This is a genomic window from Dyella monticola (genome assembly GCF_003363155.1).
Classification (GTDB): Bacteria; Pseudomonadota; Gammaproteobacteria; order Xanthomonadales; family Rhodanobacteraceae; genus Dyella_B; species Dyella_B monticola.
This window is the reverse complement of record NZ_QRBE01000002.1, coordinates 196902-222488: the sequence shown is the minus strand read 5'-3', so window position 1 is coordinate 222488 and position 25587 is coordinate 196902. Positions and strand designations below refer to the sequence as shown.

16 protein-coding genes are annotated in these 25587 nt (G+C 60.4%); 4 read left to right on the top strand and 12 right to left on the bottom strand.

The window, feature by feature from the left end; genetic code table 11:
• Positions 1-3 precede the first annotated feature (3 nt).
• Both DWU98_RS04785 and DWU98_RS04780 read right to left on the bottom strand, forming a co-directional pair.
• A complete protein-coding gene (locus DWU98_RS04785) occupies positions 4-921 on the bottom strand; it encodes a cupin-like domain-containing protein (protein WP_115494357.1) in 918 nt (305 codons plus the stop codon).
• A gap of 228 nt (positions 922-1149) precedes the next feature.
• The gene (locus tag DWU98_RS04780) at positions 1150-1878 is read right to left on the bottom strand and encodes a hypothetical protein (RefSeq protein ID WP_115494356.1); all 729 of its coding nucleotides are present in this window, start codon (positions 1876-1878) and stop codon (positions 1150-1152) included.
• Positions 1879-2088: 210 nt separating this feature from the next.
• On the opposite strand from DWU98_RS04780, the gene DWU98_RS04775 reads away from it, so the two are divergent.
• The gene (locus DWU98_RS04775; RefSeq protein ID WP_115494355.1) at positions 2089-2754 is read left to right on the top strand and encodes a J domain-containing protein; all 666 of its coding nucleotides are present in this window, start codon (positions 2089-2091) and stop codon (positions 2752-2754) included.
• A 41-nt stretch (positions 2755-2795) separates the two neighbouring features.
• On the opposite strand, the gene DWU98_RS04770 is transcribed toward DWU98_RS04775, so the two are convergent.
• The 4 genes from DWU98_RS04770 to tviB form a co-directional block, all read right to left on the bottom strand.
• Positions 2796-4196, bottom strand: coding sequence for a TIGR03013 family XrtA/PEP-CTERM system glycosyltransferase (locus tag DWU98_RS04770; protein ID WP_115494354.1), 1401 nt, complete (start codon positions 4194-4196; stop codon positions 2796-2798).
• Between the two features lie 234 nt (positions 4197-4430).
• Positions 4431-6110 (bottom strand): GMC oxidoreductase, encoded by a 1680-nt coding sequence (locus tag DWU98_RS04765; RefSeq protein ID WP_115494353.1) that lies wholly within the window; start codon positions 6108-6110, stop codon positions 4431-4433.
• Positions 6111-6167: 57 nt separating this feature from the next.
• Complete coding sequence (locus DWU98_RS04760; RefSeq protein WP_115494352.1) at positions 6168-7178, bottom strand: NAD-dependent epimerase; 1011 nt, start codon at positions 7176-7178, stop codon at positions 6168-6170.
• A gap of 14 nt (positions 7179-7192) precedes the next feature.
• Positions 7193-8470: a Vi polysaccharide biosynthesis UDP-N-acetylglucosamine C-6 dehydrogenase TviB gene (gene tviB, locus DWU98_RS04755; RefSeq protein ID WP_115494351.1), complete on the bottom strand. Its 1278-nt coding sequence runs from the start codon at positions 8468-8470 to the stop codon at positions 7193-7195.
• A gap of 1103 nt (positions 8471-9573) precedes the next feature.
• Between tviB and DWU98_RS04750 the strand changes: the two genes are divergently transcribed.
• The 3 genes from DWU98_RS04750 to DWU98_RS04740 all read left to right on the top strand — a co-directional run bounded on the left by DWU98_RS04750 (position 9574) and on the right by DWU98_RS04740 (position 17231).
• On the top strand, positions 9574-12753 hold the full coding sequence (locus DWU98_RS04750) for a TonB-dependent receptor (RefSeq protein ID WP_115494350.1): 3180 nt from the start codon (positions 9574-9576) through the stop codon (positions 12751-12753).
• A 74-nt stretch (positions 12754-12827) separates the two neighbouring features.
• Positions 12828-15224: a GH92 family glycosyl hydrolase gene (locus DWU98_RS04745; protein ID WP_115494349.1), complete on the top strand. Its 2397-nt coding sequence runs from the start codon at positions 12828-12830 to the stop codon at positions 15222-15224.
• A 138-nt stretch (positions 15225-15362) separates the two neighbouring features.
• Positions 15363-17231, top strand: coding sequence for a glycoside hydrolase family 2 protein (locus DWU98_RS04740; protein ID WP_158544970.1), 1869 nt, complete (start codon positions 15363-15365; stop codon positions 17229-17231).
• 115 nt (positions 17232-17346) lie between these two features.
• Here the strand turns inward: DWU98_RS04740 and DWU98_RS04735 are convergent, their stop codons facing one another.
• From DWU98_RS04735 to DWU98_RS04710, 6 genes are all read right to left on the bottom strand, one after another.
• Positions 17347-18543, bottom strand: a complete 1197-nt coding sequence (locus DWU98_RS04735; protein WP_115494347.1) for a carboxylate--amine ligase — start codon at positions 18541-18543, stop codon at positions 17347-17349.
• Positions 18544-18859: 316 nt separating this feature from the next.
• On the bottom strand, positions 18860-21121 hold the full coding sequence (locus tag DWU98_RS04730; protein WP_115494346.1) for a lanthionine synthetase LanC family protein: 2262 nt from the start codon (positions 21119-21121) through the stop codon (positions 18860-18862).
• Positions 21045-22193, bottom strand: coding sequence for a phosphotransferase family protein (locus DWU98_RS04725; RefSeq protein WP_158544969.1), 1149 nt, complete (start codon positions 22191-22193; stop codon positions 21045-21047). Before DWU98_RS04725 ends, DWU98_RS04730 begins: the two co-directional genes overlap by 77 nt.
• A 96-nt stretch (positions 22194-22289) precedes the next feature.
• Positions 22290-23138: a hypothetical protein gene (locus DWU98_RS04720; RefSeq protein ID WP_147293217.1), complete on the bottom strand. Its 849-nt coding sequence runs from the start codon at positions 23136-23138 to the stop codon at positions 22290-22292.
• Between the two features lie 31 nt (positions 23139-23169).
• Positions 23170-23700: a hypothetical protein gene (locus DWU98_RS04715; protein ID WP_115494343.1), complete on the bottom strand. Its 531-nt coding sequence runs from the start codon at positions 23698-23700 to the stop codon at positions 23170-23172.
• A gap of 30 nt (positions 23701-23730) precedes the next feature.
• Positions 23731-25569: a hypothetical protein gene (locus DWU98_RS04710; RefSeq protein WP_115494342.1), complete on the bottom strand. Its 1839-nt coding sequence runs from the start codon at positions 25567-25569 to the stop codon at positions 23731-23733.
• Between the last annotated feature and the right edge of the window lie 18 nt (positions 25570-25587).

Genomic DNA, 25587 nt, shown 5'->3' with positions numbered 1-25587 from the left:
CGTTCAATCGGCCACTGCATAGGCGCTCGGACGCGCCAGCGACGGGCAGGCTGGTGGGCGGCTGCCGACTCCATGTGCCGCGACCATGACGGACGCGGTGGCATAGGTCAGCGTGTCGACCAGAGGGCGCTTGCCCACTGGCACCGGTCGGATGCCTTTGCGATAGAGCAGATCGTTCAGGACATGGCGCATGGCGTTCCGTCGCGTTGCTGCAGTGCTGTACGTAAAGCTGATAGTGATGGATGGCTCGTCGCCCGTTTCGACCATGTGCGGGCTGGTGATGGGCATGTAGACACCCATGCCGGGGCCGACGGTGTAGACGTGCGCGCGCTCGCGAAAAGCTTCGTCCCACTTCACCAACCCAAGATCGTGCCGGGCATGAAACACGTCGCGTGCATGCTCGCTGCAGACCTGGGTGTCATCGGCATCCCACACGTAAACCTTTTTGGTGCCGCGAATCTGCAGCAAGATGCCGTGGTTACGGTCGATGTGAAACGGCGTGGTGGTGTGCGGCGAGGCCACGAAAATCCACCCCGCGCGGTAATGCATGCCTGGATCGACGCGCTCGATCGATGGCTGGATCGGGCTCATCGCCAGGTCCACCAAGCTGCGGTACGTCGGATCGTCCTGCACGTGGCGCAGCAGCATCCACGCCTTGGCATCGTTGATGCCCTGCACCGTATCGGCAGCCGACTTCCGATTGGGGTAGAGACGGCCGACGTCGTCGAAGTTTGCATCGGCACCGGCTTCGTTGTTGAACGTAAACAGCCGCGTGCTGCCCTGGAAGCGCTTGCCTAATGCCACCAGTTGATCGGGCTGCAACAGCGGGTGATCGGACAAGCGGTGACGCACGGCCTGGATACGCCATGGATCGAAGCTGTCCCAATCAAGATCGATAAGTGTCGCCGCATGGGTGTTCATGATGTGAGCCCTCTCGTCATACGAAAGCGTTGGCGCAGGGCGTGGATGGTCGTTGCGCCGACGCTTGCGTATGCCGTCCGCCGCGGCGTCTTTTATTGGCCGTAACGGTGATGGATGCGAATGCTGACGTTGATACGTCAGTCCCCAACGATTTGCGCGTTGTGTTTCCCTAGGTCGATCAATCTGCCGGTGCGCCGAACATGCAAGGCGCATCGCCCCAACCGCGATTTATTTGGACTGAAACGCCAACAACCACAAAATGGCGCCCTGAGCAGGCGCACCTGTCCAACTGACGCTATAGGTGCCTGCGGTATCGACCTGCCTGTACGCCACCGCACATTGCACGCCGCTGTTATCGGGAAGCTTCAGGTAGCTGTCGATGACAGAGAAACCGTTATTCGGTACGGCGGTCATCCGCTTGATTCCGCCATCGCCCCACCACACGGCGATCAGGGTGGCCGGCCCGGTGGTAGTGACCTTGCCGCTGGCCATGACCAGGCCGGTAGGTGCGTAGTTCTGGCTGACGTCCTTGAGCACGCCGGCGTGTTTGACTTCGATAAACGGCACGGAGATTTCGCCTTCCGCGTTGCCGTTTTTTTCGAAGCTGACCGTGTGGTCGGGGCCGCCTTTGGCCTCCAGCACCACATACGCTTTGACATTGAAGCGATCGCCGTAGCCGTTGCCGAACGGGACGTCTTCGCCCAGCTGCTTCCAATGATTGCCGTAGTTGTCCTCAGGACCCGATGCATTGCTCAGGTAGCCGCCGTTGAAAACGATCAACGAACTGCCACGAGCCTGTGTCGTGACCGGGAGCGTGGCGACCGGGCTCGTTCCAAGTCCTTCGGACTGGGCTTCGAGCGTATGGGCGCCCAACGAAGGGGGCTGGCCGCTGCCGGGTATTCCCTGGGCTAGCACGGCACTGGTTGTGGCCGCGGCCAAAAGCAGGGTGGCCGGCATACAGCGGCAACAAGCGGCAACATAGTCGCGACAGCCCTGCATGGGACACCCCCAACCTTGAGTTCAATTTTGAGAACTAGGTCACACCAAGTCAAGCGAAAAATGTGCTTGCGCTAGCCCCGTTCCTGCGCGAGGCTAACGGCGTGCCATCGCAGCCGCCAGAGCGGTCAGGCGAGCAGAATCGCCACCATGCAATAGGGGAAAATCGGTATGGGTAACGAGGTCGACTTTCTCGACTTGTACCGACAGCTCAGAGTGAGCCCCGAATGCGATTTGCAGGAATTCAAGCAGGCCTACCGCCGCTGCGTATCCACCTTGCATCCCGACCGCAGACCTGCGGGCTATCGGGGATATACGAACTCTCGCGCCGCGCAGCGTCTGCAGCAGCTCAATGTTCAATACGAGGCGGCGATGACGTTCCAGCGGCTTCATGGGCGTCTGCCTGGCGCATTGCCGACCCCGGCCGCGACGCCGCAAAGAGTCGGGCCGCCGCCACGTCCACCGTCCCAGAAATCCTCCGGTACGCCACGGCGTCCGAATGTGAAATGGTTGATTCCGATCGCACTGGTCGCGCTCGGATTCCTGTTTTGGGGTGCGTCCGCCGTGACACCCCCATCGGATGGCACTAACGACAGCACGACCCACGATAGCGAGGCCAACCTTGGCGATGCGCCAGCGGCGCCGGTGTTGACGTTGGGCATGTCGCCGGAAAACGTACGCGCCATCGAAGGCAGTCCTGTGGAGATTCGTGACGATCTGTGGGAGTACGGACCGTCGTGGGTGCGGTTCGATCACGATTCGGTGATCGATTGGTACAGCTCGCCCTTGCACTCGCTGAAAACGGCCCAGACACGGCCGCCTGCCGCGCGCAACTGAATCGATCTGGTTCGTTGCGCCGTGTGCAAGTGAGCGAGGCCTCAACGTGCGCCGCGATTGAACAAGACGACCTCCACGGTTTCGATGAGAATCAGCATGTCGAACAGCAAGTTGTGATTCTTCACGTAGAAAAGGTCGTATTTGAGTTTTTCGGCCGCATCCTCTTCCGATGCGCCGTACGGATAGCTCAATTGGGCCCATCCGGCGAGACCGGGTTTTAAGCAGTGGCGCAGGCTGTAGAACGGGATCTTCGTCGCCAGATCGGCAACGAACTGCGGCCGTTCGGGGCGCGGACCGACAATGCTCATGTCGCTCTTGAACACGTTCCATAGCTGCGGCAATTCATCGAATCGCAACTTGCGGCAAATGCGGCCGACGCGAGTCACGCGATCGTCATGCTTGTTGGCCCAGCGCGCCACGCCGTCGCGTTCGGCATCGGTGCGCATACTGCGAAATTTGAGCAGCCAAAAGGTATTGCCGTTCTCGCCGACGCGTTCTTGCCGATACAGTATGGGCTGGCCGGGGCCCGATTCCAGCCTGATGGCCAAGGCCACGGCCAGCATCAATGGCCAGCACAGCATCAGTAACACCGCTGCGGCCGCTATGTCGAAACAGCGCTTGCTCAGCCGATGCAGCGGCGTGGCATGGAAACCACCTGAAAAAACCAGCCAGGACGGCTCGAGCCACGACAATTGCACGCGACCGGATTCACGCTCGAAGAAGGTAGTGAGGTCGGTGATCATGACGCCGGCCTGCCGGCACTGCAGCAAACCATCCATCGGTAGCCTGCCGCGGCGATCGTCGACACCGACGACGATCTCATCGATCTGCTCGCGCTTGACCAGGATGGGCAACGGAACATCGAACCTAAGCAACTTCTCTGCCGGAATGGCGAGTTCTTCGCCAGCGCAGGGCACATAGCCGACGATGGTAAAACCGCGACGGTCCGAGCGTCGACGCATGCGATTATGGATCTGGGCGGCACGCTGCCCCGTGCCGAGGATCAATACGCGCGGCTTCAGCGATTCGATCTCCACCATCCGCATAAAAAGCAGGCGAAACACCATGACCGCGGTGAAACCCATCACCAGCGCGATACTCAGCACGCCGCGACCGACATACGCCTGCGGCACAACGTAATAGCCGATGATCAGCAACAGCCCACCGATGACGAAGGCGACGGCCTGGCGCGCTACAGCACCTTGCCAGCTCGTGCGCAGGTGCGTTCGGTATTCACCCAGCGCAGCCATGCCAAGCATGATGACCAACGCAAAAATGAAAGATCGCAACAGCAAGTGATGCGAGAAATCGACAAGCTCGTCGGCATTGCGGAAATAGCGAAGGTGCATCGCCAGGTAAAGGGAGGATGCAAGCAGCAGCAATTCGGCGCTGCCAAATAGCAATAGCCAGCGCACCGTTTGACGTCGCAGAAAGCGAAGCATCTGGGCTCCCCCTAACACTATGTCCCCATGAGAGGAGCCCGAAGCTACGCTATTTTTTTATCGGTGTCGATGCCAATTACGCGGTTTTTTTGCAACTTCGATTGCACGCATCCGGGTTGTTACACGCGTGATACATCGATGGCGTTACATGCCTGATACACAGGTACGAAACCGCGTGAAGTGCGCATGCGCGGGATCATTATCACTATGCGGTAGCCGGGTCCGAACCATGGCCTATATCGCTTCGGAGAGCGCGGTGGCGCGCATCAGTGCACGCAGTTGGTCGGCGAGTCGCAAGGCGAGGGCGACGACTGTAAAGGTCGGAAACGCCCAGCCGCCCGTTGGGAATACCGAACTTCCTGCGACGTGCAGATTCTCGACGCCATGCACGCGGCATCGAGGATCGACAACACCGTGTCGCGGATCGTCGGCCATGCGCGTGGCGCCCAAGTGATGCGCGGTGGTGTGGACCTGGGCGGTTACGTTGTCGCCCTCGCTCAGCCACGCAGCAGGGTGGTAGATGCCGCCACATGCCTGGGCAAGCTCGGTGCCGAAAAGCGCCGCCGCGGTCCGATAGGTGTGGCGATCCAGGGCGGTAAGCCGCCAGTCGATGCAAACCTTGGGCAAGCCCAGTATGTCGCGCTCGTTGGCGAGCGTGATGCGACTATCGGGGTTGGGCGCCTGTTCGAAATACCCCATCAGTTCGACGCGGTTACTGCGTACGGTCGGCCTGTGGCGCAGTTTCTGCAGTAACGCCTTGGCGATATCCATGGAACCAAGCCCGACGCGTAGCGCCAGCATGGCAACGTTGGCGCTATGTTCGCGCGAGTCTTCGCCGTTGGCAGGGGCGTTTTTCAGCGCAGCGCAAAGGCGTGCTTCCAGCATCGCATTTTCATCGTGTACGCATGGCCGCAATGCGGCGCGGAAATCGCGCAAGGACTGAATACCTTTAGGCACGGTATCTTCGACGGCAAACGGATGTACGCGTCCGTTCAAGATGCGATGCGCCGCCTGAAATGCGTGTGACAGGCCGATCTCGGGGAACGCTGTTGCAAGGCCTTTGCCGGCATTTCGATCGTAAGGGCGCGTAAGCCGCTCCGGCGAGTTGGTAATAACCGTGCCCACGCTGCCGCAAGGATGGTCCATGAAATAGCGGCCGACGAGATCGTTTTCGTTGCCCAGGCCATGCGGCAAAACGGAATTGGACAGCAGCAGCATTCGCGCATTTTCGATGCCGCCGCAGGCAAGTACATAGTGCTGCGCCCGGGCCACGCCTTTGCGTCCATTGACAGCGCCGATACGCGCGTGGCGGACCGAAGCACCGCTCGCCGACGCATGCAGCTCAAGCAGGTTGGCGTGCAATAAAACCGTGATATTCGGCGCCTTTTCAAGCTCGGCCCGGTAAGCCTTGCCAAACAGGATCGGGCTGCGCGCAAAGATCTGGTTGACCAGTTTGTCGGCGTCGAAAGAGATCGGAGCACGCGCGAGCGAAGTCAGAAACGACCCGTCGGTGAAATGGTACGGCTCGATCTGGCAGTACGCTCGCGCGCGTTCGTAATAGGGCTGCAATTCGTCGTAGGCGATGGGCCAGCCACTGTGCGCGACCCAATGGCGTTCGGCCAAGTCGTGCGGCCCCAGGGGAATGCAGCCGCCGCCCCACAAATTGCAGCTGCCGCCGAATACGCGCATGCGCGATGTACCGGCATCGAAAGGCACGGTGCCGACGGAGATGCCTTCGTACAACGCCTGACTTTGTTCTTCCCCCGTGGCGCCCCCGCCTTCGATCAGGCAAACGGTGATCGATGTGCCGATGAAATGCCGTGCGATGGCAATGCCGGCGGCGCCTGCACCGATGATGCACAGATCGGCGTCAATGTCGGATGCGGCCGAACTATCCAGGTAGTCAATGATCACTTCGCCCCCAGACGCTCACATTTTTTTTTGCGCGCATGTCACAACGAGGTGCATAAACTACTCGCAGTAGTAGCTCCGATACCAGCTTACGAAGTTGTCGATGCCTGTGGCTACGGAAATTTTTGGCGCATAGCCAACGGACTGTATCAGTTCTGTTACATCCGCTTCGGTGTCGGGTACGTCGCCCGCCTGCAATGGAAGCATCTCCATCTTCGCCTTGCGGCCCAGGCAGTGTTCCAGGACCTCGATATAGCGAAGCAATTCCACGGGCTTCTCGTTACCGATGTTGTACAGCCGGTATGGCGCTACGCCGCTACTGGCCGGATCGGGGGCGGAGCCACTCCAGTTGGCGTTTTTGCCCGGAACCTTATCCAAGGTGCGCACGACGCCTTCGACGATATCGTCCACGTAGGTAAAACTGCGTTTGTGCTTTCCATGGTTGAAAACCTTGATGGGCTCGCCGGCGAGAATGGCCTTGGTAAACAGAAATAGCGCCATGTCGGGACGGCCCCATGGTCCGTAAACCGTAAAGAAGCGCAGGCCAGTGCTGGGAATGCCATACAAGTGCGCATAGCTATGCGCCATCTGCTCGTTGGCTTTTTTGGTCGCTGCGTAGAGTGTGAGTGGGTGTTCGGTGGGCTGGTGTTCGGAGAAGGGCATGGCGGTGTTGGCGCCGTAGACCGAACTTGTCGACGCGAACACCAGGTGCTCGACCGGGTGCTGCCGGCAGCCCTCCAGAATATGCAAAAAGCCGATGACATTGCTGGAGGCATAGACGTGCGGATTTTCGGCGGCGTAACGCACGCCTGCTTGCGCAGCGAGGTTGATCACGCGTTGCGGCTTATGCGATGCGAAGGTTTTTTCCACTGCGCCACGATCGGCAAGATCGGCATGAACGTGCGTGTAGCGCGGATGGTCGATGAAGCGCGCCAGGCGTGCTTTTTTCAAACGGACATCATAATAATCGTTGAGGTTGTCGAAACCGATGACCTCCTCGCCGCGTTCAAGCAACTTGAGCGCGACGTTTGAACCGATAAAGCCGGCCGTGCCGGTAACGAGCACTTTCATCACATGCCATCCTGTTAAAGGCGCCCATCCACCGCCTCGCGCGGCAGTACGTATTTCACGTCATAAATCACCGACGAGGGCTTGCCAAAGGCACGTATGCCTGCCGCGCCCAAGGCGACAAATTCCCGATGGCCAACAGCAACGATCACGGCGTCATAGTCGCCATCGCGCGGTTTTTTCACCGGCGTGATCGCGTATTCGTGTTCGGCCTCGGCCGCGCTGACCCACGGATCATGCACATCGACCTGTGCGTTGTAACCGCACAGCGCCTTAAGAATGTCCACCACGCGTGTATTGCGCAAATCCGGACAGTTTTCCTTGAACGCCAGGCCCAACACCAGAATGCGGGCGTTCACCGGATTGATGCCTTTGCGCACCATCAAGCGGATCACCTCGCTGGCGACATAGGGGCCCATGCTGTCGTTGGTTCGCCGTCCGGCAAGAATGACATCCGGGTGATGCCCGACTTCCTGCGCCTTGTGCGTGAGGTAATACGGATCGACGCTGATGCAATGGCCGCCGACAAGGCCGGGCCGAAAGGGCAGGAAGTTCCACTTCGTGCCGGCCGCTTGCAATACTTCAAGCGTGTCGATGCCCAGCTTGTTGAACAGGATCGCCAGGTCGTTGACCAGCGCAATATTGAGATCGCGCTGAGTGTTCTCGATGACCTTTGCCGCCTCGGCCACTTTCAGCGAGCTCACCTTATGCGTGCCGGCGGTGATCACCGAACCGTACAGGCTGTCGACAAAATCCGCGGTTTCCGGCGTTGAGCCGGAGGTGACCTTGAGGATGCTGGTGACGCGATGCTGTTTGTCGCCCGGATTGATGCGTTCGGGACTGTAGCCGGCGAAGAAGTCGCGGTTGTAAACCAGTCCCGATACTTTTTCGAGGAGGGGAATGCAAATCTCCTCGGTGCAGCCCGGATAAACGGTTGATTCGTAGACCACCACGTCGCCCGCCGACAGCACCTTGCCCAAGGCCTCGCTCGCCTTGATCAATGGCGTCAGGTCCGGGCGCTTGGCCGTATCGATGGGCGTGGGCACCGTAACAATATACGTATTGCGATCGGCCAGATCGGCCAGATCCGCGCTGAATCGCAGTCCAGTGGTATCGGCCAGTTCAGCGGCGCTCACCTCCAGCGTGCTGTCGTGACCGGCACGCAGTTCGTCGATGCGCCCTTTTTTTATATCGAAGCCGATCGTGTCGTAGTGCTTGCCAAATTCCACCGCCAAGGGAAGACCCACATAACCGAGTCCGATGATGGCGAGCTTGGTGTTCTCCAGCTTTCGCATACGAGTCCCTTGTTCGTTGTTGTTTTCGGTAGAAATGGAGCGACGTGCTGACCCGCGCAGTTGACACTAGCAACGGATCGCCCGCAACTGTTTCTGGTGTTTTGTGGAATCTGGAAACGTATGGAGCGCACTGGAAGGGAGTGTCCATCACGAGCAACGGCGTTGGTGGAAGCATGGTGTTCGTTTTTGTTACAGCACATCGCGCGTAGACCAATCATCTGCGTTTTCGTTGACGTTTGCGTTGACCTGAAGCGGGTTCAGTAAGCCAGGTCCACCAATTTTTCCGTGACTGATGTCGAGCGTATTGGGGTGATCTAGACGGCGTGAAATCCTGCTGGTGACGCTGCATTTTTTTGCGCCGCAGCGTGACAACCTGCATTTCAGGCGTATTAATTTGCCCCAGGGGACTTAGATCGATCCAAATCAACGGTTGCTCAGGCCATGTCGCTGCTGCGAACGGTCTGAATGATCTGGACTGGGGCGGAGAGGGCTATGAGGCGTGAGTAAGGCGCTTCCCGGCATGTTGGTGCTTCTCTCCCGATCGGTTGAGGGAATGGGAAGCCGCCACATGAAATCAGAAGTCGTCAGTATTTCTGCCATGACAGGCCCGAGCGCCGTTTGCGTGTCCGCGCTCGTTGATGGTGTTGACCGTCGTCCTCTTCGCCGTGGGGAAGCAGGGGACCTTACGTTTTGTCGAAGCGCTCAATCCTTCAACCCGCCATCGCAACGCTGGCCATTCGTGTTCTGGTGTAGGTCGCCGTGGCATCTGAAAAGCGCTGAAGGGCTCGCCCGTGCCGCTTCATCGGACGGCTGCTGGCATCCCAGCGCGCGTGTTTGCGGCGTGGTCGGCCGCACCGGGGTAAGCCGCGCCGCGCCGCTTTGGCGACGCCAGACTCGCGCCTTCGCAGTGGTGCATCCAGAAACCTGAAACACCCATCGCTGAGGAGTCCAGGGCTCGTTGTTGTCAAAAATTTGGATCGATCCAAATCAAGAGGAGGGAGGGCACCTGCATCCATAAATCGCGCTTCCGCAACACGTGATCAAACAGGGGGATCACCGCGCCGACTCCCGCAGGGCGCACACATGTAAGGGAATCAGAAAAAATGACCCACTTGCCACACGTTGCTACACGCAAGCCGTTGTACGTCGCGCTCGCTTTGGCGACCTTGTCATTTGGCGGTTGTATGGGGATACCCGCGATTGCCTTTGCCGCGCAGACATCCCAGCCCTCCGCAAGCCCAGCGACAACACCGCCCACGGCACCGTCGTCCGACAGCAAAAAGGCCAAGAAGGCCGATGATAAAAAAGCCGGTGACACAACCAAGCCCACACTCCTGCAGACAGTTGTGGTCACCAGCTTTCGTCAGTCAATCGACGAGAACATGCAGGAGAAGCGCGACTCCAATGCGATCGTCGAGGTCATCAACGCGCAGAACATCTCCCAGTTTCCCGCCAAGAACATTGCCGACGCCCTTGCGCACGTTCCGGGCGTGGTGATCAGTCGCGATGCCGGCGAGGGGAAAACCGTCAGCATCCGCGGCCTGGCGCCCGAGCTTACGCTGACCGAATTGAACGGCAATTACGTGGCTTCGGCCGATACCTCCGACTCGTTGTCGCGCTCGTTCAACTACACATTGATGCCGGCCAACATGTTCTCGGACATCAAACTGTACAAGAGCCAGGAAGCACGCCTCGACGAAGGCGGTATCGGTGGCGTGGTGGATCTGCAGACGCGTCGTCCGCTGGAAATGAAGCCCAACGACGGGTTTATTTCGGTCGACGCTGCGGGCGCGGACAACAACGCCAAGACCAAGCCGCAGGTGTCGGCCTTGTGGTCATGGCGCAACAAGGCCCAGACCTTTGGCGTATTGATCGCCGGCTCGTATCAGGATCGACAGGACACCGATGACACCGCCAATGCGTCCAATTGGCACTGGTGGTCCAACAACTGCACGTCCTTTGCAACGTGCACGCAGCCACCGGTGAACGTGCATGGCCAACAATTCGGCAGTGCCGTGGAGCCCAACATCGACCTGTGGCCCGGCGGCGGCGTCACCGACCAGGCCGGCAACAGCTACTCGGGCTACTGGATGCCGCAACAGTTCAGCACCAGCGAATCACAGCTGGATCTGAAGACCAAGGGCGCGCAGGTCACCATGCAGTTCAAGCCGAGCAGCAGCTTTCTGCTTACAGGTAATTACTTCCGCTTCGAGCGTGATCAGACGCAGATCACCAACACCGTCGAAATTCCCGAATGGGGTTTGCCTACCGACACCTATGCCAACCAGCAAGGCAATCTGCTCGCTCCCAACGGTCTGACGTTCGATCCTTCACACACGATCGTCACCGGCGCCACGTATGTGCTTCCGCCGTCGGGCCAAGGTTGTAACTCGCTGACCAATCCGGTCACCGGCACCGCGCGACAGGCGGTCGACGTGTGCTCCTCGCAGACGCCTTGGTTGACCGGCAACTATTCGGTGGAAAAAGCGCTCTCGCAAAGCGTCAATCTGCAAGGAGAGTGGGACGGCGGTGGCAACCTCAGTGCCTCGTTCAATGTGGGCCGCACCTGGGCCACGGGTGGTCCTTCGGTGGAGTTCGGCATGGCGGCCAAGCCGCGCAACTTCGTCAATGGACAATGGGTGGACGGCAGCCAGTTGAGCGCATGGACGCTGAGCGGCACGCCCACGCTCACCGCTTCGCCGAACACACTGCAGAACATGCTGGCCGGCGAAGGCCAGGTGGATCTGGGTTCGACCGGTTCCAATTACATCGATACCAATACCTCGCAAAACTTCGCGCAGATCGATTTCACGTACGCTTTCGATTCCAGTTGGATGCAGTCGCTGCAGTTTGGCCTCAAGTATCGCGACAATCGTGCAGAGCAGGAGAACTACGAGATCCGTTGGTATTGCCCCGGCACCACCGAACAGTTCCAGACCTGCGATCCGAACGCCGGCAATCTCCCATCCGGCTTCCTGGAGCCGTATCTGCTTGACGGCCACAACCTGGCGTTCAACGACAACATCTTCCCGGCGATCAATTTCCCGGCCTATTACAACTACCTCAACCAGACCTACGACAGGACGGTTTATCCGCACCCGGAAGATAAATCCTTCATCGGCGAACAGATCTCGGCCGCCTATGTGCAAGCTAACTTCGACACCGGCACGATCCGCGGCAATGTCGGCCTGCGCTTTGTCAGCACGGAACAGAACATCACGGTTGCCGATGAGATCACCACCAATAACGCGGTGTATTACCACTCGCCGCAGGGCGCCATCCTGATCTGCCCTGGCACTGGCGTAAACATCGCGGGCGGCCCATGCGCACCGGGCGATTTCGAATACCTCCCGCAGGAACAGGCGGTGGTGGAGTCATTTACCAACAGCTCCATGAACAAGCGGTACAACAAGCTGCTTCCCAGCTTCAATCTCGCATGGAGCCTTCCCGATGACCTGATGCTGCGCGTCGCCGGCTCGCAGGCGCTGGCCCGTGCGAACTACACCGATCTGGCCCAATTGGGCAGCCTCACCGATGACACCCAGGCTTACTACGACGACCGCAAGCAATTCGGCGCGCCGCTGCCGGGCTGGTACGGCAGTGGCGCCAACATTGATCTGAAGCCTTTCACGGCCACGCAGTTCGATGTGGCCGGCGAGTGGTATTACGCGCCCGAATCGGTGGTTGGCGTGGATGTATTCCAAAAGACGGTGAAGAACTTCGTCGTGCCGGTTACCGTCAACAACACGATCGTGGACGTCAACGGCACCCCGACGCCGTTCATGTCGTATAGCACCAACGCCAACGGCCGCTCGGGTACGTCCCGGGGCGTGGAGATCTACACGCAGCACACCTTCCCGATCGGTATTGGCTACATTGCCAACTACACGCTCAACAAAACCAACGAAACCGCCGTTTCGCTGGGCGATACGCAGGTCGGAAAGTCGGAACTGATCGGCAGCGCCAAATATGCGGCGAACATTTCCTTGTTCTACGAGAAAAATGGGCTTCTCCTGCGTGCCACCAGCAACTGGACGGGCCGCACCATGGAGGGGCTTTCATCCGGTCTCCCCATGTATATGCAGCCGTACAACCAGATCGATCTGAATGGCGACTACGAATTCACCAAGCACTTGATGGTGAACGCATCGGTCATCAATCTGACGCGCTCCACGTCGCGCGAGTATCTTGGCAGCGATACCGCGGACCGGCTCTACCAGCTCGAATATGCCGGGCGTCAGTATTACGTGGGCGTCACGTACAAGTTCGGCGATGGCGGTTGAAAAACGGCGCGCGGGGTCAGTTTTTTACCTGACCCCGTAGCGATCGGGCTTTTATTTTGCATCGGAGAAAAACAATGAATTCATCTCGCGCGCGCCTTCGACGTTGTGCTTCATCGATCCGCAAGCGGCACACGTTTGTGGCCGTCGCACTGGCGATCGTTGCGCTTGCAGGCATCGGTGGAAGTCGCGCCCAAAACGACAACGCAGCGCCGTCCGCGGCGCCAGCCGCCGTAGATCTGGCCAACCCGCTGGTCGGCACCGCACCGCTGGATCAACAGGCGCTGATCGGCAACGCGCCGCCTCCAGGCGAGCCACTGTATTCGGGCATGACATCGCCGGGCGCGAGCTTGCCGCAAAGCTCGACCGAAGCGGCGCCCGTCAACGTCAACGCCGATCTCAGCTATCCCACGGGCGTCGCCATGTCATACGCCTATGGTCGTCCGACGATGATTGGTTTCACTGGCGGTGGCTCGACCTACGGCGCTCGCGCCGCACCGATGATCATGCCGGTGGTAGGCGACTGGACCGTGCCGCCGGACTACGCACCGTCGTATTACGACAAAGCCAGTGAGAAGGCGTCGCCTGGCTACTACGCTGTCGACCTCGCCACGTTCCACACCCGTGTCGAGCTCACGGCAACGCAGTGGACCAGCCTGATGCGCTTCACCTTTCCGGCGAGTCATCGCGCGAACGTCGTCGTCAATTTGCGCCGCGCCGGAGGTAATGTGGAGGTGGTGGGCGATCGCACCATTCGCGGTGTTGCCGAGGGTACGCGCGGGGAGCGCGATTCGGATGGTCCCTGGTTCGTCGCGGAATTCTCGCGACCGTTCGCCAGCTTCGGCACCTTCCGCGCGAACCACAACGACAAGGGCGGCTTTGGCGACGAAGACGTGCAGGCCGGACGGCGCACGGTGTCCGGCAGCTACGCAGGCGCTTACGTCACCTTCGACACGCAAGCAGGCGAGCAGGTGCTGGTGAGGGTCGCCCACGGCTACAGCGCCGACGAAGCCGAACAGCGCTTGCGCGCCCAGGACGCAAGCTGGGATTTCGATCGCGTGCGCGCGCAGGCGCGCGCGGCGTGGGCGAAGCTGTTCGATCGCGTCGAAGTGACCGGCGGCACGCCGAAGCAGCGCATGCTGTTCTACTCGACGCTGTACCACTCCTTCGCCAGTCCACGCCTGATCGCGCGCAAAGGCACACGCTTCACCGACGCAGACGGCCGCGTCCAGGTCGCTACCTACGATCACTACGGACCGGTGCCGTTCTGGGATACCGGCCGCAACCAGATCGTGCTGCTGATGTTGCTCGAGCCGAAGATTGTGCAGGACATCATGCAATCCGAGCTGGACCGGGCCCGCGTGCGCGGCTACATGGACACCTCGTTCCACGGCGATCACGCCGTGTTCCTTTACGACGGTGCGTGGCAGCGGGGTATCCCGTTCAACTATGCAGCCGTCTATACGTATTTGCGCAAAAACGCTACCGACCCCAACGGGCCGCGTGGCTATCTGGCCGAATATATGAAGAACGGCTGGATTTCCGATATCGTTCCTCCGGGAAACCCCAGTCCGCCGTATGCGGGTGGCAAGGCGGGCGTCGCCACCACGCTCGAATATGCGTGGGATGATCACGCGCTTGCTGATGTCGCACGCCGACTCGGCGAGACGCAAGACGCCCAGATGTTTCTGCATCGCGCCGAGAACTACCACAACGTGTTCGATCCATCGGTGGGTTTCTTCCGTGGTCGCACTGCGGACGGCAAATGGATTTCCCCGTTCGATCCGGGTGAGCCGTACTACAACTTCATGATGAAGGAAGCGTCGGGTTGGTCCACGCTGTGGCTGGTGCCGCACGACGTGCAAGGTTTGATCGACCTGCTCGGCGGGCGCGCTGCGTTCAACGACAAGCTCGACGCGTTCTTCTCCACGCCTTATCGGGCCAAGGGCATCTGCCGCGATTGCACCGGCATGATCGGGGAATATGTGCAGGGCAACCAACCGGATCAGCAGGCAGCGTATCTCTACGCATGGAGCGGCCAGCCCTGGAAAACGCAGGCGCTGACGCGACGCATCCTCGCCCAGCTCTACGGCAGCGACACCAGCGGTTACGCCTTTCCCGGCATGGACGACCAAGGTTCGACCTCGTCCTGGTACGTGCTCAGCGCGATGGGTTTCTATCCGGTCGATCCTTCCAGTTCTGACTACATCCTCGGCAGCCCGATCTTCGACCAGGTTCGCCTGCATCTTGGCAACGGCAAGATCTTCGAGATCGTCGCGCGCAACAATTCGGCGCAAAACAAGTACATCCAGTCCGCAACGCTCAACGGCAAGCCGTGGACCAAGCCGTGGTTCAGCCACGCTGACATCGCCAACGGTGGCAGCTTGGTGCTCACGATGGGACCAGAGCCGAATAAAGCGTGGGGAGCCGATGTACGGGATGCGCCGCCTTCGATGTCGGCGGCCCATCAGTAATCGATGCGCCTCCGTTCCATCGCCATGCCCGCTTTCGAGCATGGCGACCGGGTTTTTGGACATTTGTCGGACAATTGGTCATGCTTCGGAACACGGTGCACGACACCGCTTCGAGCGAGGCCGATGAGGAAAGGGCGGATGATGAGCAAAATCAACGTACGCGGCGCGAGCGCCTGGATGAGCATGGCCCTGGCCATGGGCTTTGCCTCAATGACGATGGCGGCTTCCGATCAGACGACTACCTGGAACGGCAAGGTGCCGCCATTGGCAACCCCGTGGACGGCCGACGTGTCGCCCCGTAATGCGTTACCCGACTATCCGCGCCCGCAGTTGGCACGTCCGTCGTTGGAGCACCCACAATGGATAAGCTTGAATGGACTGTGGCAATACGCGCCGAGTGACGGGCAGGGCGTGCCACCGTTCGGCCAGACGCTGAAGGACCAGGTGCTGGTGCCGTATCCGATCGAGTCCGTGCTCTCGGGCGTGCAAAAGCATTCGGACTATATGTTCTACCGTCGACAGGTGGACATTCCGGCTGCCTTCACCGCGCATGGCCAACGTGTACGACTCAACTTCGGCGCGGTGGACGACGACGCCACGGTGTACATCAACGGTACGCAAGTGGCGCACCATACAGGCGGCTATACGTCTTTCAGTGCGGATATCACGCAGGCGCTTCGGCCGCATGGTCCACAGGAGATCATCGTGGCTGTGCACGCGCCGGTGGACGGCGCCAATGTGATGGTCGGCAAGCAGCGACTGAAGCCCGAAGGCATCTTCTACACTGCGGCCTCGGGGATCTGGCAATCGGTGTGGCTGGAGCCGGTGCCGTGCACCAGTCTGGCTCAGCTGAATTTCACCCCGGTACGCACTCTGGACGCTTTCACCGTCACCGCGACGCTACACGGCCGCAGCGAGGGTGCCACGTTGCACGTCACGGCTTATGCGGATGGCAAGACCGTGGGTGAGGCGAGCGGACCTGCGGGCCACGCGCTGCATCTGGCCATCGCGCATCCGCATCTTTGGAGCCCGAACGATCCCTTCCTATACACCTTCAAAGCCACGCTTACACGGGGCGATCAACGTGACGAGGTGACCAGCTATGCAGGCCTGCGCACGATTGCCATCGGGAAAGTGAATGGACGCAACCGCATCGTATTGAATGGCAAGCCGACCTTTTTGCTGGCCACGCTGGACCAGGGCTACTGGCCGGATGGCATCTACACTGCACCCACCGATGCGGCGCTCAAGTTCGACATCCAAAAAACCAAGGACCTCGGCTTCAACACCATCCGCAAGCACATCAAGGTGGAGCCGGCGCGCTGGTATTACTGGGCCGACCGCATCGGCCTGATGGTGTGGCAGGACATGCCGGCGTTGCCGACCGGGAGCAACGACAAGCTCAGCGACGCCGACAAGGCCGCCTTCCGCGCCAACGTTTCGGCCATTGTCGATCAGCTCAAGGGCGAGACCTCGATCATCGGCTGGATCCCCTTCAACGAGGGCTGGGGCCAGTGGAGCATTCCGGCCGCTGCTGAACTGGCTGCGCAGATCAAGCAACGGGATCCTTCACGGCTGGTCGATGCACGCAGCGGCGCCAACTGTTGCGACACCAAAGGTGATCCGCACGCCGGCGACGTCTACGACGTGCATGACTACCAAGGTCCCGGCCTGCCCAGCCCCGACGCAACGCGCGCCGCCATCGACGGCGAGCACGGCGGCCTGACCTTGGGTATACCCGGCCATGTCTGGCCCAACACGCCGATCAACCCTTATGGCGCAGTAAAGGATCGTGCCGCGCTTACCGATGGTTACGTCGCCAACACCGCCGTACTGCGCGACAAAGGCGTGCCCAAGGGCATGTCGGGCAGCGTGTACACCCAGATCACCGATGTCGAGGGTGAACACAATGGTCTGTTCACCTACGACCGCAAGATCGAAAAGGTGGACGAGGCCAAGGTGCGTGCGATCAATGAGGCGACGATACGCGCAGGTGGTCAGCCCTGATGCCTGCGCAACGCGGCACGCGTGGTGATTTTGCTGCTGCAATCGGTCATCGAAAATGACCGATCGGGCATTCTATTAACCGTGTCGTTTTGAATGTCGTGCCCGATCGAAGCAACTAACCAGGCGCGCGGCCGCTCCATCGCCGCGCCAGAACCCGCGTGGCAAAGTGCAGGCCCGGTTTCGGGTCGTCCAGACGGAACGAGTGGAAATGCGCGCTAACCCACTGCAGCAGAATGTTCGGCAACGGTCCGCGCGTTTGCGCGCTCTGCGCGCGAACGGTGGTGAAGTCTCGATAGAAATCGACGCAGCCGGCGCCCACCTTGTAATCGAGCGTCGCCTGATGCACCGGTAAGCCGAGCGCATCCTGATAGGCCATTTCGCAAACGTTGACGCCGCAACGCGCGGCAAACTCCACGTATGTCCAGGCGCGCGTATTGACCTCAAGAATGCGGTAAACGCCATCGCGCTTATCGCGTTTGAATTCCGCGCTGAAAATACCGCGGTAGTTCAATTTCGCTAACAGCTGGGTCACATCGTCGACCGGCGTTTGCAGTTGGTCGAGCGGAATGCTTTGGCAGTAGGAACTGTTGCCGAAATCCGGTGGTGAAATACGAATGCGCTGGCGTGCGAACAAGCCGGTCATTTCGCCGTTTCCAGCACGAAAGCCGTCAACAAAATAATGATCCGACGCCGCGCCGGGGACGTATTCCTGCGCCATCAGGCGAAAGCCCTGATCGTGCAGGGGGCGCCATGCATCGTGCAGTTCGTCCTTGCGCGTGACCCAAATCCCTTTCACGCCAGTGACGTCACTGAATTTTTGCGAGTTCACCGGTTTGATGAAAACACGGTCGAGCTCGTCGAAGGGTATCGCCTCGATATCGGCATCGCATCCGATGCTGAAAGTGCGGGGGTGCGGAATATGCACGCTTTCCAGAAACGCCGAAAAACGCGACTTGTCCTGAAGAATTTCCTGCGTCTCACGCGAGCTTGTGCTGAGAACATAGCGTGCCGCCAGGTCGGTATTGGGGAGGTCCGAAAGCCACAGCGCGGCATCGTCGGCGCCGGCAATCAACACGGCTTTTTGCAGCGGCATATCGCGCAGCAGTTCATAGGCATGTGGCCCGAGTGAGCCATCCCATGCATTTCGTCCGGGTGTAGGGCGATACCAGCGCGAGTGGGTGACGTGATCGGAAGCAGGGCAGGCGACATGGGCCGGTATGCGAGCCATCGTCAGACAACGCAAAATGCCCAGCGCAGTCGGGCCGCGGCCCAACACGATCGCCGGCACGCGGTGCTCATCCGTTTTCCCCATGGCACGCTCCGGTATACGGTGTTACCAGATAGCCGTCACAACTGTGATCGACGAGGCATGCTAGCACCGCGTAAGGAGGGGTCTGCAACGAGTAAGAATTTGCGCGTGGCGCCGCAAAATAAGGTGTTTTTTCATCGCCGCTAATGAATCAAAAGCTGTCGTCACGCTGACGTATTTGCTGCATGGCAATCGCAGACAAGCGCCTGTGGATGTTGAGCGGTGCACTTATACGAGTCGAAGCCACTTCAAAGTGCCTCAGCCTTTATGAGCGTTTTTTACCTAGGTGATCTCCATGCGCGCCCACCTGTTCGTCCACTCACGACAGCAACCCGCAAGGCAACATCAGGCTTGGTGGTGCATCATCGACGGCACAGCGCAGCAGGAAATACCCGGTGCCAGCAAGCCCAAGCATCAACCCCAGTGCATGGCCGTCGGTGACGCCCAGTCCGCTGCGCCAGGATCCGGATTGTTGCTCCACACCCTGCCGGGCGATATCTCTGGCAAGCTTCTTCCATGAGGGGTGCTGCAGGTATCTGGCGGCATCGAGCAGCATGTCGGCATTGCCAGCCGGACCATGGCAGAGCGTATAGCTGTCGCCTGCGCTGCCATGTGCACTTTGCAGATCGCTCGCTACCGTGTCGAAGGCGGCGAGCGCAGCTTGGCTGTAGATTTCTTCGCTGCTTAGTTGCCATAGTGCAAGCCGGGACAAGGCAATGCCCGGTGCACCATGGCACCAGGCCATGCCGCAGCTATCGGGTCGGTCATCGAAGCTGCTGGCGTCTTCCGGAAACAGATAAGGCCAATTTGCCTGTTGCGGCAGATACCAGAAAGCCTCGTAGTCGAGTGCACTGCGTATGGCTTGCTGCCAGGTTGATGCGGGCGCCGCGCGGTGGAGCGCAGCGAAAGCCAGCGCGATACCTGCATTGCCGTGCGATAACCCACACAAGCCCAAGGCATGGCCGTCGGAGGGCCAATGCCAGCCGTGCGGTGTTCGTTGTGCAAGTGCAATCAACTGTTCGCCGTATTGATCCGCGCGGGCGATGCAGCGTTTGCTCAATGATGGCGCTTCGTGTGCCATGCCGAGCAAGCCGAGCACCGCACCGGCCAGTCCGTGCATCAGATCCGTGTCGGTTTCGCCATCGGGTAGCTGATCCAGCAGTGCATCGGCGGCTTGCAGATAAGCATCCTGCAAGGGCGCTTCGTCCAGTTGGCGGGCGAGCCCCAAGCCCTGGGTCACAATGCCGAGCCGTCCCTCATACAAGCTGATGGAAACAGGCGTCGACTGCAGAAGTGCGTGCCACAAGGCGCCGATGGCTGTATCGCGGTGCACGGGATCACCGCTATAGCGCGCCAACTGCGCAAGGTAGGCCGCCACACCGAGGGTGCCGTCGTAAAGACTGCCATTCATGGTGCGCGCAAAAGCGGCTAGCTGACCGCTCTCGTCATCCGCATCGTCGGTGATCCAGTTACATGCCTTTCCATGCCAAAACGCATCGGCGCACAGCCGGTTGCCGATGGCCAGCGTCTCCTCCCAAAGTCGTGCATCCGCAATGGAAGGCGCGGCCGTCGTCACGGGCCGCTTCGCTTGGGCGAAGTGCAGTTGGCGCAGGCCAAAACGGTCCTCGTCGTCCTGTTCCAGATGGGGTGCCTGCCAGTCGATGCCCACTGCCTCGAAACTGGCCTTCACGTGCGAGAGAACGTCGCCATCGCTTGCATGGGCCGCATCGAGCATACCTTGCGCTAAAGCATGGCAACGGCTTTCTCCGAAACTGAGATCGCCTTCCGGATCTTGGGCGAAGCTCAGTCCAGGCAGGAGAGGTTGGGTCCACAGTGCGTGCACCGGCCGCAACCAACGGGCGAATTCGGGCGCAAGCAGGGCCAGCCTCGCGTGTGATGAGTACGCGTGACGCGCGCCGACGTAGAGAACGACGGCATCGCGACGCGATAGGGCCTGTGGCTCAAGCGGATACTTGAGGCTGAACGGTATACGGGCCTGATCCAGCGTCTGCTGCAAGGTGGTGATCAGTGGCCCGAGTTGTTCGGCACGTGGCGCAAAGTAATAGCGCACCATGGTTTCATCGGTGCAGACGTCCGATTCCGTCTCACCGAAAAGGTATTGGAACGCCGGATCCAACTGCGTACTCCAGCGAGGGCGCTGCCGGGTTACCCGGCTACGGCGGCCGGCGCGCGCGGGAACGCCATCGAATAAGTATTCGCCTGGCTCGAGCCGACGCACCAACGTGCCGCGCTGGGCCATCAGGGCGCCGTCCTGCAACTGCTCCAACACGTGCCATGGTCCGGACACGAGTGGGGCGGTTGAATCGGGTTGCCACACCGCAGGCGCGTCAAGGGTCGAGGGATCGAAGGCGGCGTAGTAGTGTTGATAGAGGTGCTGCCGCAACGTGACTACGCGCGGATCGTCGTGCGCCGATGTCGCTTCGAACACCTGTGCATCTGCGTGCGGTGCAAAGCGCTGGCCATCGGCATGCAGATAGCCTTGGTCATCGCAATGCAGGTTTTCGAACAGAGCGGCGTGGTGCATCCACCAGGGGCGGGTGAGATCGGGAGGGGCGTCCATGGGGCTCCAGCAAGTAAGTGGCGCCTTCTTCAGGTTGCAGCAGCAGGTTGCGCGCCAGTTGCAACAGCATCAGATGTGCGGGCAAGAGATTGATCTCGCCATCATTTTCTTCGTATAGCGTTTGGATCAGCCGGGCGCCGCACAGTGCGACGAAGTGCGTTCGGCTGACGCCGGGGCGTTCGGCCAGGTACGCCTGCCACAGCGCGCTCAACGCTTGCTGGAATGGTGCGAAGCTGGCTGCGCCGCGTGAAGCGAGATCCTGCTGGCTGTCGACAGCGTCGACCGGTACACCGTCCAGCCAGGTCTTCAACCACGATTGCGCAAGACCGGCCAGATCCCACAAAGGATCGCCGAGCGCTGCCATTTCCCAATCGATGAAGACACAGTTCGTGGCGCCGTCAGTGGCGGCGCGCATCAAACAGTTCTGCCACTTCATGTCGCCATGGATCAGTTGCCCGATCGGCCAGTTGGCAGCGAGCGCTGCCAGCGCGGGGAGTATGTCTTCTTGCTGCCCGATCAGGGCGACCAGCCGTGCCTGCGCCCAGCTCTGGTCTTCGCCGGCCAGCGGATGCAGACGATGAAATTGCAGCACCCAGGGCGGGTCGTTCGAAAACGCCTGGCCATGACTATCGGTATGACCCGCGCTCGCCAAATATGCATGAAGGCCAGCCAGGGCCGTACCCAACATGGCAGCCACGGTCGGATCTATTTGGCCGTCCACAATGGCCAGGTCGGCGCAGGGAACGGCATCCGGCTGCCAGTCCATGACCAATGCCTGACGTTGCGCATCGAACAGGCGCAACGCCGGGATAGGGGTCGGTGAGCTGCCGCCACGCTGCAGAGCTTGCAGAATGCGTGCTTCGTTCACCACGCTGGAATGCGATTCCCATGGTCCGGCATCGGGCTGGTGTTGCTTGACGTAATAACCCTGGCCGTTGTGCCAGGTCACGCTGAAACCGCGGTTGCGCTGCGTGTGACTGCGAACGATAAGCGCGTGCTCAACCAGATCCTGCGCGGATATCAGCCGATGGTTGAGCAGGAACAGCAAGGTGTTGTGACGTGTAAGTATCAAGCAGGCATTCCACCGGTAACGGCAAAAAGCAGCGCCGGGTACGCTGCGGGTACCCGGCACTGCCATGAATCACGGCCTACGGCCGCGTCGAACAGACTACTTGCAATTGGGCGTCTTGGTTGGCTTGCAGCAGGGATTGCGGGTCGGCTTGCACGTCTTGGCCTTGGTACTGGCAGGTGCCGGTGCTCCCGGTGGCTTGCAGCAGGGGTTACGCGTCGGCTTGCAGGTCTTGGCCTTGGTGCTGGTCGTTCCCACGGTGGTCTTGGCTGCGGATTCGGGCGACGGCTTGCAGCACGGATTACGCGTTGGCTTGCATGTCTTGGTCTTGGTGCTGGCGGTCGCCACGGTGGCGTTGGCCGCTGATGCAACGGGCGTCTTGCAACAGGGGTTGCGGGTGGGTTTGCACGTTTTGGTCTGCGTGCCGCGCACGGCTTCGTGACCGACGCCTTCTTCGCCAGGGCGGCAGCAGGGATTGCGCGTGGGCTTGCAGGTCTTGGCCTTGGTGGAGAGCACGACATCCGTGTCGAGGACTAATTCCTCGCTGGCGCGACAACAAGGATTGCGCGTCGGTTTGCAGGTTTTGGTCTGCGTTCCTTTGGCAGCTACCACGTCACGGCATTGCGGTGGCCTGGTCGGCTTGCAGCAGGGATTGCGCGTCGGTTTGCAGGTTTTGGTCTGTGTTCCTTTGGCAGCTACCACGTCACGGCATTGCGGCGGCTTGGTCGGCTTGCAGCAGGGATTGCGGGTCGGCTTGCACGTCTTGGCCTGGGTACTCGCCGCACCGCTGCCGGAGCCGCCGCCCTTGCTGCCGGAGGACGATGCCGCTTTGCTGCTTGCGCTCCGCGTTGCCGCCTGGAGGTGTTGCTCCAGGATGCGTCCCGAAAGCATGGCTGCAAAACCAGGCGTCGCAGTGTCGCCGGCTGATGGGAGTGATTGTTGTGTCATGCTGTGCTCCTCTCCTGTTCCAAAAAGATGTCTATGCTGGCGTGGCTGTCGTGGTGACGGCTTGGCCCCAGCGGTTATGTGCAGGATCGTCTGTCGATCGACCCGGGCAGGTTTCCGATTTCATGCTCACCTTGCGCGACAACGGACAGCCACAGAGGCCGCACACGCCCAGTTCCGAACGTGTGGCTTGCAGCAGATGATTGCCCGCGGCGCGCCGGTCCGGGCAGGCGAGGCAAGCCTCCGTGCGCTGCTGGCGTTCCACCGGATCGGTGGTGGAAAACCCGCTCTTGGACCAGGCGAGCATCGCCCGGCTGCCTCGCTGCAATAATTCCATCGTGCCGAACTCGCTCTTGCGGATGGCACGCTGTGGCGGCGAGGCGAGCAGCATGCGCAACATCTGCGGTGTCCGCCGGCTGCTCAGCAAGCTGCGCGCATAGCTTTCACTGGCTAACGCCGCATTGAGGACATCAGGCGAAACCGGTTCGCCCAGGCCGAGCAGCTCGCCGAATTCCGCGCAGAGCTGTCCCTCGGAGGCGTAGGTGTCTTGCGAGTCGATAGTCATGGCACATGTCTCCCTGGCATGCGGTCCCACTTACTGCACCGTGGTGCTGGTGGCTTCGGGATCGAGCGTCGAGCCATTGTCGGCAAGGATATCCCTTACCGTGAGCGTCAGTTCCTGCTCGGGTTCGCCGCCATCGATGATGAGCCACGCAACCGAACGATCGCGCGCATCCAACTGCACCAGGCCGATGGTGATCGCGGTGTTCTGCTCATCGGTCAGACGGTAGTTGAGCGGATTGCTCGCAGTGCTCGTGCGCAAGCGCAGGTTGAAGTCGACCTTGATGGCCAACGCCTGCTCGTAGTCGGTCCAGACGGCGCTTTCCAGCCTGAGTGCACCCGGCACCGGGCCGCCGGCGCAAGCGGGCAGCGGAAGGCCGGAAACGGCTGCGTTGATGGTTTCCAGGCGGCAAGGAATCGAGGGTGTCGAGCACATCTCGTAGCCCGGCAGGTTTTCCGGATCGATCAGACTGAACATCCGCTTGATCTGCTGATAGCCCTCCATCGCCCAGCTCATATAGTCGCCGTAGAACAGCGTCTGCAATATCTGGTTGGCGCCGCTGTAGTCGGCAGGTCCGGTGCACAGCAGACCGGAGTCGTTGGTCGTCTCGCTAGGCAGAAAACGCGCTGCGCCATGCGCCATGATCATGGCCAGGCCCTGCTTGAACATGCCATTGAGGCGCAGCAACTGCCCTGATACGTAGACGGTGTCCTGCCCGTAGGCGTTGAACGCGAAGGCGTTGGGATTGAGGTCCTCCCAGTTCAGATAGAAATTCACACGCGGATAGAAGGCCTTGAACAACGAGGCGAAATATTTGAACTCGTTGACCAGGAAGGTCTCGGTCAAGCCGCGGAAGGTACCGTTCAATGCGATGTCGCGCGCCTGCTTTTGAGTGATGTACGGGGTCGCGCCGAAAGGCACCGGCGACTGCAACGCGAGTAGTTCGTCCAACGGGGTGAAATGAAGCGAGACGATCTCATGAGCGCCTTCACTCAGCGCGGCGGATGCGGAAACGGTATTGCGAGCGCTGGCGGCATAATCATCGGTGCCAATCTTCGGCAGTTCGTCATGACTATCCACGAACATGGCAGCAATCGTGTCGGCATCCTGCATCGCCATCACCATATGGTCGCCGGCGACCACGCCGTTGGCTTCGAGGAACCAGCCCGCCTCCTCCTGATTCTCGAATTGCTGCGCCGAAATCGCATGAAAACCGACCCTGTATCTGCCCAGCACGACGGCGGTCACCTTGACGGGGTCGCCGTGATAGTCGACCAGGTAATCGTCCAAGGTGATGCGGTCGGCGGTCTTGAGGGCGCCATCGGCCATCAGCATCGGCTGGTCCGGGGTAACCACGAGTTCACCCTGCTCGCCATACTGCAACAGCACGGCCGTTTGGTTGTCGGCCGGCTCCATGCCGTCGGAGAACGTGACCGGCCGCGAAATCCAATCCAGTACCGGCTTGCCGTTAACGACCCTGACCCGGGTAGTCAGGACGGGATCCTCAAGGCCAATGGATTCAACGACGCGGTAGGCACCTGGCGCGACGGTAATGCGCGTGCCCCAGGCAAAGCAGGAGCAACAGCAGTAGCAGGCACGCCACGACCAATCGCGGTCTGAGTCGCGCTTCTGAAGGCAACCATCCATGGTGATTTTGTAGATTCGCTCGCCGGTAGCGCGGTTGTAGCATTCACCGGCCTCCACCGGGAAAGAGCCTCCTTGCGGCTTGCAGTCGGGAAGGTCCTTGCCATCCCAGCCTTTGCACTTGCACCATTTGGCCATGGTGGAGGATTCGCGAAAAACTTCGCAGTGATTTTCGGTACAGAGACTGGTGCCGGGCGGGATGTTCTTTTGACACGCGTCGTTAGCCATGGGGTATTCCTTGTTGGT